The organism is Micromonospora sp. NBC_00330, assembly GCF_036136635.1.
GTDB classification, from domain to species: Bacteria; Actinomycetota; Actinomycetes; order Mycobacteriales; family Micromonosporaceae; genus Micromonospora; species Micromonospora salmantinae.
Genome location: NZ_CP108012.1, coordinates 2,028,120 through 2,040,668, shown reverse-complemented (window position 1 = coordinate 2,040,668; position 12,549 = coordinate 2,028,120). Strand labels below are relative to the sequence as shown.

The 12,549-nt window shown below is 72.7% G+C and carries 10 protein-coding genes; 4 read left to right on the top strand and 6 right to left on the bottom strand.

From position 1 onward, the window contains the following. Positions 1-15: 15 nt before the first annotated feature. From OG598_RS08910 to OG598_RS08885, 6 genes are all read right to left on the bottom strand, one after another. On the bottom strand, positions 16-1,863 hold the full coding sequence (locus tag OG598_RS08910; protein ID WP_328653961.1) for an IucA/IucC family protein: 1,848 nt from the start codon (positions 1,861-1,863) through the stop codon (positions 16-18). Continuing rightward, positions 1,860-2,468: a GNAT family N-acetyltransferase gene (locus OG598_RS08905; RefSeq protein WP_328653960.1), complete on the bottom strand. Its 609-nt coding sequence runs from the start codon at positions 2,466-2,468 to the stop codon at positions 1,860-1,862. Before OG598_RS08905 ends, OG598_RS08910 begins: the two co-directional genes overlap by 4 nt. Then, on the bottom strand, positions 2,465-3,742 hold the full coding sequence (locus OG598_RS08900) for a lysine N(6)-hydroxylase/L-ornithine N(5)-oxygenase family protein (RefSeq protein WP_328655297.1): 1,278 nt from the start codon (positions 3,740-3,742) through the stop codon (positions 2,465-2,467). Before OG598_RS08900 ends, OG598_RS08905 begins: the two co-directional genes overlap by 4 nt. A 62-nt stretch (positions 3,743-3,804) precedes the next feature. Beyond that, positions 3,805-5,343 carry a pyridoxal phosphate-dependent decarboxylase family protein gene (locus OG598_RS08895; protein ID WP_328653959.1) on the bottom strand — a complete coding sequence of 513 codons (1,539 nt, stop codon included), beginning with the start codon at positions 5,341-5,343 and terminating at the stop codon, positions 3,805-3,807. 98 nt (positions 5,344-5,441) lie between these two features. Next, positions 5,442-6,299, bottom strand: a complete 858-nt coding sequence (locus tag OG598_RS08890) for a siderophore-interacting protein (protein ID WP_328653958.1) — start codon at positions 6,297-6,299, stop codon at positions 5,442-5,444. A 4-nt stretch (positions 6,300-6,303) separates the two neighbouring features. Then, on the bottom strand, positions 6,304-7,335 hold the full coding sequence (locus tag OG598_RS08885) for an ABC transporter substrate-binding protein (RefSeq protein WP_328653957.1): 1,032 nt from the start codon (positions 7,333-7,335) through the stop codon (positions 6,304-6,306). Positions 7,336-7,408: 73 nt separating this feature from the next. Here OG598_RS08885 and OG598_RS08880 point away from each other — a divergent pair, with 73 nt between their 5' ends. The 4 genes from OG598_RS08880 (at position 7,409) to OG598_RS08865 (ending at position 12,543) form a co-directional block, all read left to right on the top strand. After that, on the top strand, positions 7,409-8,521 hold the full coding sequence (locus OG598_RS08880; RefSeq protein ID WP_442931463.1) for a FecCD family ABC transporter permease: 1,113 nt from the start codon (positions 7,409-7,411) through the stop codon (positions 8,519-8,521). A gap of 76 nt (positions 8,522-8,597) precedes the next feature. Continuing rightward, positions 8,598-9,623, top strand: a complete 1,026-nt coding sequence (locus tag OG598_RS08875; protein WP_328653956.1) for a FecCD family ABC transporter permease — start codon at positions 8,598-8,600, stop codon at positions 9,621-9,623. A gap of 29 nt (positions 9,624-9,652) precedes the next feature. Next, the gene (locus OG598_RS08870) at positions 9,653-10,477 is read left to right on the top strand and encodes an ABC transporter ATP-binding protein (RefSeq protein WP_328653955.1); all 825 of its coding nucleotides are present in this window, start codon (positions 9,653-9,655) and stop codon (positions 10,475-10,477) included. Further along, positions 10,474-12,543: a penicillin acylase family protein gene (locus tag OG598_RS08865; protein ID WP_328653954.1), complete on the top strand. Its 2,070-nt coding sequence runs from the start codon at positions 10,474-10,476 to the stop codon at positions 12,541-12,543. Before OG598_RS08870 ends, OG598_RS08865 begins: the two co-directional genes overlap by 4 nt. Positions 12,544-12,549 lie beyond the last annotated feature (6 nt).

Below are 12,549 nucleotides of genomic sequence, written 5' to 3'. Positions count from 1 at the left end.
CAAACGCGACAGCGGTCACCGGGCCGGAGCGTGGGCGGCGAGCGGGTTGGTGAGGGTGCCGACGAACTGGAGCGCCGCCGACGGGTCGGCCAGGTCGATCATCTGCTGGTTGTTGCGCAGTTGCAGCCGGTTGAGGCAGGACAGCGTGAACTCCGGGGCGAACAGGTCGTAGTGGCGGACCCGCTCGGCCAGGTGCGGCACCCGGTCGAAGTAGTCGGCGGCGCACGCCGCGACAGTGCGCCAGAAGTCGTCCTCGGCGAGCACACCGGCCTCGACCAGGACCGCGTTGAGGTGCCGCAGGAAGCAGTCCACCACGTCGGTGAAGATGGTCAGCAGCTTGGTATCGTCGGGCACCTCGACGCGGATCCGCTCCACCGCCGCCGGCAGCTCGACCGTGTCGCTCATCACCGCGATCTCCTCGGCGATGTCCTTGAAGATCACCCGCTGGACGGTGTCCTGCTCGTCGAGGACCAGGATGACGTTCTCACCGTGTGGCATGAAGGCCAGGTCGTGGGCGTAGAAGCTGTGCAGCAGCGGGGTCAGGTAGGCGTCCAGGTAGCGCCGCAGCCACACCTCGGGCGCCAGGCCGGACCGGGCGATCAACGCCGCCGCCAGTGAGCCGCCCTCGTCGTCGACGTGCAGCAGCGCGGCCATGGTGGACAGTCGCTGCCCCGGTGCCAGCTCGGGCACCGGGCTCTCCCGCCACAGGGCGGCCAACATCTTGCGGTACGGGGAGGTCCGCTCGGTGGCCGCCTCGTACTGTCGGTGCCGGTAACCCACGGCGGCCCGCTCCCGGATGACGGTCAGGCCGGTGCCGGTCAGCACCTCGTCGGCGGCGATCAGCTCGGCCAGCCAGTCGTTGATCGCCGGGGTGGCCTCCATGTACGCGGCCGACAACCCCCGCATGAAGCCCATGTTCAGCACCGACAGCGCGGTCTTGACGTAGTGCCGACCTGGCTCGCTGACGTTGAAGAAGGTGCGGATGGACTGCTGCGCGAGGTACACGTCCGGCCCGGGGCCGAGGTGCACCAGCCGCCGCTCGGCCAGCTCACCGGCGAAGGTGACCGCCAGCTTGTTCCACCACTGCCACGGGTGTGCCGGAATCAGGTGGTAGTCGGCGAGGTCCAGCCCGAGATCGGCCATCGTGGCCGCGAACCGGGCCCGGGTCTCGGCGTCCAGCTCGCTCTCGACGAGCGTGTCGTAGTCGAGGTCGGCGGCGCTGCTGAACGTCGAGTGGTCCCGGTGCGCGGCCAGCCACTCCAGCCGCACCGGCGCGGCCGCCTCCGGGGCGTACCTGTGGTACTCGTCGACGCCGAAGCCGAGCCGGCCGTTGTTCGCAACGAAGCAGGGGTGGCCCTCGGTCATCGAGGTCTCGATGGTCTGGAAGTCCGCCTCGGCCAGCTCGGCGGCGCTCGGCGCGGCCTGGGCCAGCTTGTACGCCGTACCCGCCAGCGTCGAGGTGATCTCCTCCAGGTAGACCGGGAGCACCCGCGCGGAGAGCCCGAGGGTGTCGCGCAGTTCGACGATGAGGTCCACCGCGTCCGGGGCCAGGGAGGTGCCGTCGCGGTGTCGGCTGATGCTGTCCGCGTCGATCTGCCAGTGCGCCAGGGCGAGCACCCGCGCCGCGAACCGGTAGGTGACGGTGCCGTCGTCGCTGCGGACCTCGTACCACTGCCGGTCGTCGGGACCGGCCACGGCCTCCGGGGTGAGCAGCCGCTCGTGGGTGAATTCGGCGAGCGCCTTGCGGACCAGCAGCCGGTTGGCCCGGGCCCAGCGCTGCGGGGTGAGGTGCCCGACCGGGTCGCCGGAGGCGTTGTGCGCGGCGGCGACGGGCGGGTGGGTGGGGACGGCGGTGGTGGTCACGCCGGGGCTCCTTCGGTTCGGGTGGCAGCGGCGCGGTCGGCGGTGGCGCGGTCGGCAGCGGCCTGGAACTGGGCTCGGGTGCAGACGCTGAGCAGCGCGTCCTTCTCGGGCTTGGCGATCGGGCCGACGACGGTGAAGCCGACGGCGGCGTTCAGCGCGTGCACTGCGGTGTTGCGCACGTCCGGTTCGACGACCACCCGTCGGGTCGTCGGGTCGTCGAAGAGCCACGCCATGACGGTGCCGATCACCGCCCGGGTGAAGCCGTGCACTGGCGCGTCGACCGGCGCGCAGAGGAAGTGCATGCCCACGTCACCGGGCTGGTGGTCGTACAGGCCGACCAGCTCGACGTGGGCCGGGTCGTAGCGCTCCGCCAGGAAGGCGGGACTCCCCCGCCACAGACCGAGGTAGGCGTCGTGGTGCGGGTGCTCGGCGATGCGCCGGTACTCCTCGGTGACCTGGGCCAGGTCGGCGTCCTGCATCATCCAGAACGCCGCCTTCGGGTGCGTCACCCAGGCGTGCAGCAGCGCCGCGTCGGCGTCCGGATCGAGCGGCCGCAGCGCGAACTCACCGAGCCTCTCGTCGACGCGGGTGAAGACGCTGGTCACGACGACACCCCGAACTCCTGGAAGGTGATGCTCTTCTCGATCGGGTAGTGCTCCCGGCCGAGCAGCTCGCTGATGATCCAGGAGTTGCGGTAGGCGCCCATGCCCAGGTCCGGTGAGGTGATGCTGTGCGTGTGGGTGCCCGCGTTCTGCAGGAAGATGCCCCGCCCGCTGTGGTCGATGCTGTAGTTGCGGGCCACGTCGAAGCGGCCGTGCGCGTCCCAGCGGATCCGGTCTGACACCGGCGTGAGGAACTCCGGCACCCGGTAGTGGTAGCCGGTGGCCAGGACGAGGCCCTCGGTACGCAGGGCGAAGTCGCGTTCCTGCTCGACCTGACGCAACCCCAGCGTGTACTGCCCGTCCTGGTGCTCGGCGCTGACCAGCTCGGTGTTGGTGAGCAGGCGGGTGTTCACCGGCCCGTCCACGCTGTGCGCGTAGAGCAGGTCGAAGATGTCGTTGATCAGGTCGGCGTTGATCCCCTTGAACAGGCCCTTCTGCTCGGACTCCAGCCGGTAGCGGGTCGCCTCGGGCAGCGCGTGGAAGTAGTCCACGTAGTCCGGTGAGGTCATCTCCAGCGTCAGCTTGGTGTATTCGAGGGGGAAGAACCGCGGCGACCGGGTCACCCAGTTGAGCTGGTAGCCGTACCTGTCGATGTCGCCGAGCAGGTCGTGGTAGATCTCGGCGGCGCTCTGCCCGCTGCCCACCACAGTGATGCTGCGCTTGGTGCGCAGCGCCGAGCGGTGCTCCAGGTAGTGGGAGTTGTGCACGGCGTCGCCGGGCAGATCCGCCACGGCAGGGGGCAGGTGCGGCGGGGTGCCGGTGCCGAGCACCAGATGCCGGGCCCGGTACTCCAGTGTCGCCCCCGTGCCGGTGCTGGCCCGCACCACGTACCGCTCGTCGGCGGCGTCGTACTCCACAGTGGTCACGCTCTGACCGAAGCGCAGGTTCGGCAGTTTCGCCGCCGCCCACCGGCAGTACGCGTCGTACTCGCTGCGCAGCGGGTAGAAGCTCTCCCGGATGTAGAACGGGTAGAGCCGACCGATCTCCTTGAGGTAGTTGAGGAAGGAGTACGGCGACGTCGGGTCGGCGAGGCTGACCAGGTCGGCGATGAACGGGGTCTGCAACCGGGCCGACTCCAACAGCATGCCGGGGTGCCAGGCGAGGCTCGGCCGGGCCTCCAGGAACACCCCGTCGAGTTCGTCGATCGGCGCGGTGAGGCAGGCCAGGCCCAGGTTGTACGGGCCCAACCCGATGGCGATGAAGTCGTGGGTGGACATCGGGGTCTCCAGGCGCGGGTTCGTGGTCACCGGCGTCAGCCGACGGGGCAGGTTCATCGGCGTCAGCCGACGGGGCAGGTCAGGTCGACGTCGACGTGGTCGTGCACGTACTGGCCGGCGTGGGTGGCGATCAGGTCGAGCACGTACCCGACGTCGTCGACAGTGGTTTCCGGGTTGAGCAGTGTGAACTTCAGGAAGTGCCGGCCGTCCACCCGGGTCCCGGCGACCACGGCCAGACCGGACGCCGCGAGGGCCTCCCGGGCGTGCAGGTTGGCGGCGTCGGCCAGGTCCCGGCCGGGGCCGGTGGGCAGGTAACGGAACACCACGGTGCTCAGCTCCGAGCGGGTCACCACCTCGAAGCGCGGGTCCTCGCTGACCAGTCGCCAGGCGTCGGCGGCGCGGTCGACGACCTCGTCGAAGAGCCCGCCGAGCGCGTCCGGGCCCATCACCCGCAGGGTGAGCCAGAGCTTCAGCGCGTCGAAACGGCGGGTGGTCTGCAAGCTCTTGTCGACCTGGTTGGGGATGCGCTGCTCCACCATCCGGGCCGGGTTGAGGTAGTCGGCGTGGTAGGTGACGTGCCGCAGCGTCCGCCGGTCGCGGACCAGCAGCGCGCTGGAGCTGACCGGCTGGAAGAACGACTTGTGGAAGTCGACGGTCACCGAGTCGGCCCGCTCGATGCCGTCGAGCAGGTGCCGGCGCGTCGGCGAGACGAGCAGACCGCAGCCGTACGCGGCGTCCACGTGCAGCCACACGCCGGCTGCCGCGCAGATCCCGGCCAGGTCCGTGAGCGGGTCGATCGAGCCGAAGTCGGTGGTGCCGGCGGTGCCGACGACGGCCATCACCACCAGCCCGGCCTGCCGGCACCGGGCGATCTCCTCGCGGACGGCCGCCGCGCTGATCCGTCGCCGGGCGTCGGTGGCCACCGCGATCACCGCGTCCGGGGCGAGGCCGAGCAGCTTGGCCGACTTCTGCACGCTGAAGTGGCCTGCGGCGGAGGTGAGCACGCGCAGCCGGGGCAGCAGTTCGGCGCGTGCCGCCGGGCCGATGGCGTCGGCGCACGCCTCCTCCCGGGCCAGCAGCAGCGCCTGGAGGTTGGACTGGCTGCCGCCGCTGGTGAAGATGCCGTCGGCGAGGGGGCCGAGGCCGATCCGCTCGGCCGTCCAGTCGATCAGCCGGCGCTCGATGAGGGTGGCCCCGGCGCTCTGGTCCCAGGTGTCCAGCGAGGAGTTCACTGCGGTGAGCACCGCCTCACCGAGCAGTGCCGGGATGGCCACCGGGCAGTTGAGGTGGGCCAGGTAGCGGGGGTGGTGGAACCAGACGGCGTCGCGCAGGTAGACGTTCTCCAGCTCGTCGAGGGCCGCGCCGGCGTCGCCCAGCGGACGGTCCAGGTCCACCCGGTCGACCAGGGGGGCCAGCTCGGCCGGCGTGATTCCGGTGCCGGGCCGGTCCACTGTGGCCACCCGGCGGGCTACCCGGTCGACGCCGTCGGCGATCGTCCGGCGGTACTGCTCGACCGAGCCACCGTGCAGCAGCTGGGCCCGCGCGGCGGTTGACGCCGGTGGCGGCGTGGTGGTCTCGACGGGGTACGTCGGCACGGTCACGGAATGTCCTTCCACGTTCTCGACGAGGGGCAGCCGGAACCCTCCCCGGCGCGGCGGTGCGCCTCGGGGCAGTGCTGCCGATCGGTTGGGGTCGTCAGTCAGGCGGTGGCGCCGGCCAGCGCCTCGGCACGCAGGTCCTCTTCGGACAGTCCGCGTCGCCAGTAGCCGGCGAAGGTCACCCTCCGGCGGTCGAAGCCGCGCTCGTCGACGAGGTGCCGGCGCAGCGCCCGCACCACGCCGGACTCACCGGCGATCCAGGCGTACGGGGTGCCGCCGGTGGGGAGCCGGGCGGCGCGCACGGAGCTGACCAGCAGATCGCTGCCGGGCGGTGTGCTGCCCCGCACGATCCACCTGATCTCGGCGTCGGCAGCGGTGGGCAGGTCGGTGATGTCCGCGGCGTCGGGCACCTCGATCCAGGCGCGCACCCGGGTGCCGGCGGGCAGCCAGGCCAGGATGCCCTCGACGGCCGGCAGTGCGGTCTCGTCGGCGGCGAGCAGCACGAGGTCCGTGCCGTCCGGCGGGCGGAAGCAGACGCTGCGGTTGTCGGGCACCGCCGGGCCGAGCAGCAGCACCCGGTCGCCGGGGCCGGCCAGGGCCGCCCAGCGGGAGGCGGGGCCCGTGTCGCCGTGGCTGACGAAGTCGATGTCGACCTCATTGTCGGCTGGGCGGTGCTCCCGGATGGTGTACGAGCGCAGCACCGCGCGGACGTCCGCCGGCAGTGCCCGCCAGCCGCCGAACCAGTCCTCGCCCTGCTCGACCGGAACCACCGGGGCGTGCTGCCCGGGGTGCGGCAGGAACAGCGAGACGCTCTGGTCCCGGCCGCCGCCGGCGAAGTCGGCCAGCTCCGCGCCACCGAAGGTGACCCGGATCAGCGAGGCGCCGACCCGGTGGGCGCGGACGACGTGCGCGGCGTAGAAGCGGTACTGCGAGGCGATCGGTGCGGCGCTCGTACTCATGGCGTCAGCTGACCTTCTTGGCGTTGCGGATGGCGGTGGCGAGGTTCTCCAGCAGCGGCGCGGAGCCGGCGTACGAGAAGCGGGGTACCGCGTCCCACGGGCTCACCTGGTTGGCAGTGACCGCCGGCAGTTGCTGCCAGGTCGGCTTGGCGGTGAGGTCCTTGGCCTGCAAGGCGGTGCTGCGGTTGTCCAGCAGGATCAGGTCGGCCGGGAACTTGCCGGCGCTCTCCCAGCTCAGCGCCTCGAAGTAGTCGCCGGCTTCGAGCTTGGTGGGGACCACGATGTCGACCCCCAACTCGGCGAAGTACATCAGGTCGGTGCTGACCTTCGGGTTGGAGACGTAGAAGAGGTCGGGGCTGCCGGAGCAGGCCATCACCTTGATCCCGGGGTTGGCCTTGACCGCCTGACGGACCGCCTCGGCGGCGGCGTCGAAGCGGGCCTTTCCGTCGGTGACCTTCTTCGCGGACAGGTCCGCGCCGAGCGACTCGGCCAGCGCCGCGTACCGCTCGATGGGCTTGGTCATCGGCACCCGGGCGGTGGTGATGGCCACACTCGGCGCCAGCGGGAGGATCTTGGCCTTGCTCTCGTCCGGCACGTACCAGAGCGCGTCCGGGTCGTACATGTGGGTGACCAGCAGTTCGGGGCGCAGTGCCGCGTACTTCTCCAGGCTGAACTCGCCCCACACGTTGCCGAGGATCTCGACCCCCTCGACGTTCAGGTCGCCGGCCTGCGGCTCGGCCGTGCCGTCGGCGCGCTTGGTCTCACCGAACACGCCCACGATCTGCTTGTCGAGACCGAAATCGATCAGAGCCGCCGCCACGCCGGTGAAGGCCACCACGCGGGCCGGACGGGCCGCCGCCTCGACCTTCGTGCCGCGGTCGTCGGTGAACGACCAGGGGCCGCTTCCGTTGCCGGCGGCGGGTTTCGCGGCGTCGTCCTTGCCACAGGCGGCGAGCAGGGTGGCCAGCGTGGCAGCGCCACCGGCGGCCAGCAGGCCACGGCGGGAGAGGCGGCGGGCGGACAGGGCATCGGGCATGGTGTTGTCTTTCGATCAAGGGTTGGCCGGGGTCGACCAGGGCAGCGGGGTTAGGTTAGCCTAACCTCGGTCATTGTCAACAGCGGTACGCCGTGTCGCCACCACCCCGGAGCCCACACTGGACGCCACACCTACCGTCACCCGACCGGCACCGCCCGTGCCGGCCAGGGAAACGGCCGCACCCCCGCGCCGGCGTGGCCGTCGGGCGGCCCGCGCCGCTGGCCTGGTCACCGCCGTGGCACTGCTCGCGGTGATCGTGGTGCTCAGCATCGCGGTCGGCGCGAAGGCCATGCCGCTCGCCGACGTCTGGTCCGGGTTGCTGCACCGCGACGCCACCGAGTACGCAGTGGTGCACCGGATGCGCCTGCCCCGCACCCTGCTCGGGCTGCTCGCCGGCACCGCCCTCGGTGTGGCGGGCGCGGTCATGCAGGCCCTCACCCGCAACCCACTCGCCGATCCCGGTCTGCTCGGCATCAACGCCGGCGCGTCCGCGGCCGTCGCCACCGCCGCCGCGTTCCTGGGCGTCACCGCCGTCGGCGGGTACGTCTGGTTCGCGCTGCTCGGCGCGGCGGCGGTGACAGCGCTCGTCTACGCCGTCGGCGGCGGACGCGGTGCCACCCCGGCCCGACTCGCGCTGGCCGGGGCGGCGCTCAACGCCACCCTCTACTCCTACGTGAGCGCGGTGATGCTGCTGGACACCGCGTCGCTGGAGCGGCTGCGTTTCTGGACGGTCGGCTCACTGGCCAGCGCGGACTCCGCGACCGTCACCCGAGTGCTGCCGTTCATCCTCATCGGGCTGCTGGTCGCGCTCGGCGCCGCCCGTCCGCTGAACGCGCTGGCGCTCGGCGACGACGCGGCGCGAGCCCTCGGCGCTCGACCCGCGCTGATCCGTGCCGCCGTGATCGTCGCCGTCACCCTGCTCTGCGGCGCGGCGACCGCCGCGTGCGGCCCGATCGTCTTCGTCGGGTTGCTCGTGCCGCACCTCGTTCGCGCAGTGACCGGCCCGGACCTGCGTTGGCTGCTGCCGTACTGCGCGGTGCTCGCACCCGCGTTGCTGCTCGGCGCCGACGTGCTCGGCCGGGTGCTGGGCCGCCCCGGTGAACTCCAGGTCGGCATGGTGACCGCCGTACTGGGCGGCCCGCTCTTCCTGTGGCTGGTCACCCGTCGACCGGTGGCGCAACCGTGAGCGAGCGGAGCGAGCGAACCGGCAGGCTCAGGATTCTGGCGCGTCGCGCCAGCGCGCAGCGAAGCGGAGCGATGGCGTGACTGTTCTGCGTACTGGGGGGTTGTCGCTGCGGTTTCGGCCCCGCGCGTTGGGCGTCGGGGCCGGCGCGGCGGTGCTTGCCGCCGGGTTCGGTCTGGTGGCCCTGGGCAGTGGCGACTACCCGATGGGACCGGCGGACGTGCTGCGCACGCTGACCGGCGGTGGCACTGTGGCAGAGCAGTTCATCGTGCTCGAGCTGCGCCTGCCCCGGCTGGTCACCGCCCTGTTGGTCGGTGCGGCCCTGGCTCTCGCCGGCACTGTGTTCCAGTCACTGGTCCGCAACCCGTTGGGCAGCCCGGACATCCTGGGCTTCACCCAGGGCGCGTCGACCGGGGCACTGGTGGTGGTTGTCCTCGGCGGCAGCAGCCTGGCGTTGGCCGGCGCGGCGGTCGTCGGTGGTCTCGGCACCGGGCTGGTGATCTACGCGCTCGCCTGGCGGCGCGGGGTGCACGGCTTTCGGCTCATCCTGGTCGGCATCGGGGTGTCCGCGATCCTGACCGGTGTCAACGGCTACCTGCTGACCCGGGCGCCCCTGATGGAAGCCGCCCGCGCGGTGCTCTGGCTCACCGGCAGCCTGGACGGGCGGGGTTGGGCCAACGCCGGGCCGCTGCTCGCCGTCCTGGTCGTGTTGGCGCCGCTGGTGCTCGTCGGCTGCGCCCCGGCGTTGCGGATGATGGAGTTGGGCGACGACGCGGCCAGCGCCCTGGGCGTGCCGGTACGCCGGCTGCGCCTGGTGCTGCTCGCTGCCGCCGTGCTGCTGGTCTCGTTCGCGGCGGCAGCCGCCGGGCCGGTGTCCTTCGTGGCGCTCGTCGCCCCGCACGTGGCGAAACGACTGACCCGGGCCCCTGGCCCGAACCTGCTGCCGTCGATGGCCGTCGGCGCGGCGCTGCTGGTCGGGGCCGACCTGGTGGCGCAGCGCGCGTTCGCCGGGCACCAACTCCCGGTCGGCGTGGTGACCGGCGTGATCGGCGGCGGTTACCTGGTCTGGCTGCTGGCGATGGAACGTCGGGCGGGCCGGCTGTGAACACCAGTGACGCCCTCGAAGGAGCACCCATGCGACCCGGCGATTCCCGACTCGGCGGCACCGCGCTGACCCTCGCCTACGACCAGCGCACCATCGCCGAGAACCTGACAGTGGCGGTGCCCGACAGGTCCTTCACGGTGATCATCGGCCCGAACGCGTGCGGCAAGTCGACGCTGCTGCGCGCCCTGTCCCGAATGCTTCGCCCCAGCGCCGGTGCGGTGCTGCTGGACGGACGGGACATTCACGATCTGCCGGCCCGCACTGTGGCCCGTACGCTCGGGCTGCTGCCGCAGTCGTCGATCGCGCCGGACGGCATCAGCGTCGCCGAGCTGGTCGCCCGGGGTCGCTACCCCCATCAGGGGCTGCTGCGGCAGTGGTCCCGCGAGGACGAGCGGGTGGTCGAGGAGTCGATGGCCGCGACCGGTGTCGACGACCTCGCCGACCGGGCGGTGGACGAGCTGTCCGGCGGACAGCGCCAGCGGGTCTGGATCGCCATGGCGCTGGCCCAGCAGACGCCCCTGCTGCTGCTCGACGAGCCGACCACGTACCTCGACATCGCCCACCAGATCGAGATCCTGGATCTCTGCGCCCGGCTGCACGAGGAGCAGGGCCGCACCCTTGTCGCGGTGCTGCACGACCTGAACCACGCGGCCCGCTACGCCACCCACCTGATCGCCATGCGCGACGGGCGCGTGGTGGCCGCCGGGGAGCCGGCGTCGGTGGTCACCGCCGAGTTGGTGACGGAGGTGTTCGGGCTGCCCTGCCGGGTGATCGACGACCCGGAGACGGGCACCCCGCTGGTCGTCCCCGCAGCCCGACGCCGCGCCACCGCAGTGGCCCCGGAGCCGGCGTGAGCGAGCACAGCAAGCACAGCGGTGAGCAGCGTTTCCGTGACCCGTGGGGAGTGCCGCACCTGCGGGCCGACGACCCGATCGCGCTGGCGGTGGCGCAGGGCCGGGTGACCGCGTACGACCGGGCCTGGCAGATCGAGGTGGAACGGCACCGCGCCCAGGGCACCAGCGCCGCGTTCCTCGGCCCCGACGCGCTCGGCTGGGACCGGTTCGTCCGGCAGGTCCGGCTCGACGACACCGCACGCCGCTGCCACGCGGCACTGGACCCGGCGACCGCCGAGTGGGTGGGCGCCTACGTGGACGGCGTCAACGCCACTCTCGCCGTCGGGGCGGCCCGGTCACCGGAGTTCGCCGCCACCGGGCTGCGCCCGGGTCGGTGGGAGCCGTGGACACCGCTCGCGGTCTGGCTGGGTCACCACATCCTGTTCGCCGGGTTCCCCGGCAAGCTCTGGCGCGAACACGTGGCGCAGCGGCTCGGGCCGGACGCGGTCGACCTGTTCGCCACCGACGGGCCGGCCGTGGCCGGCAGCAACGGGTGGCTGCTCGCCGCCGAGCGCACCGGCACCGGGGCCGCGCTGCTCGCCGGTGATCCGCACCGGTTCATCGAGGATCCCGGCGTCTACCAGCAGATCCGGCTGGCCTGCCCGGAGTACGACGTGGTCGGGTTGGCGGTGCCGGGTGTGCCGGGCATCGCGCACTTCGGGCACACGGGTCCGGTGGCCTGGGCGATCACCAACGCGATGGCCGACTACCAGGACGTCTACGCGGAGCGGCTGCGCCGCGACGGCTCCCGGGTGCAGGCGCTCAGCCCGGACGGCTGGCGACCGGCGCACCGCCACGTGGAGACGATCGAGGTGGCCGGGGCCGACCCGGTCGAGGTCGAGGTGGTGGAGACCGATCGTGGTCCGGTGATCGCCGGTGGGCCGGACGACGAGACGGCCGTCAGCCTGCGCTACCCGCCCCGGGTCCGGGGTGATCTCGGTTTCGCGACGCTGCCGGAGCTGCTGCGCGCCCGCACGGTGGCCGATGTGGACCACGCGCTGCGGCACTGGGTGGAGCCGGTCAACGTGGTGCAGGCGGCGGACACCGCCGGAGGGCTGTTGCACCGGGTCGCCGGTGCGGTGCCGGTACGGCACCCGGAAAACGGCCGGCGGGTGGTCCCCGGATGGGACGCCGCGTACGCCTGGCAGGGCTGGCACGCGCCGATGCCCCGTGCCGAGGTGGTCGGTCGGTCGGTGATGGCCAACGAGCGCGGGCTGGCCGCGCCGCTCGGGGTGGAGTTCGCCGCAGGGCACCGGGCGCATCGCATCGCCGAGTTGCTCGACGCCCGTTCGGGCTGGACGGCCGACGAGATGGCCGCGGTGCACACCGACACGTACCTGGGCGCGGCCGGGCCGCTGCTGGCGGTCCTCGCCGAGTCGACGGGGCTCGGTCCGGCCGCCGCCGCGCTTCGGGAACGACTGCTGCGCTGGGATCGTCGGATGGCCGCCGACAGCACTGACGCGGCGGCCTACGCCATCCTGCGGGCGGCTGTCGTACGCCGGATCGCCGCCCACCCGGCGCTGGCCGCGCTGGCCGCGCTGCCCGCGTACCCCGAGGTGTTCGCGCCCTGGCTGGCCCTGACGCCGCGCGTCGGTCACGCGCTGGAGCACCTGCTCGGCGCGACCCCGCTGCCCGGTGTGGACATCGCCGCGCTGGTACGCGACGCGGCCGAGGAGGTCGCCGAGGCGGCGGCCGGGAAGGTGCCCTGGGGGGACCTGCACCGGCTGGCGCCGTGGCGGGCCCTGCCCGGCCCGGACACCGGGCCCGGCCCCCGGCTCGACGGTGACCACGACTGCGTGTTGGCCACCTCCAGCGTGCCCGGGGTCACCCACTGGTGCTTCCGGGGGCCGGCGGCGCGCTTCGTCTGGGACCTGGCCCGCCGCTCGGACAGCCGCTGGGTGGTCCCCCTGGGCGCCTGCGGGGTGACCGGCGACCCGCACCACGACGACCAGAGCGCAGCCTGGCTGGCCGGGGACCTGCTGCCGGTGGTGACGGACTGGGACCAGCTCACCGAGGAACTCCACTGACGGCAC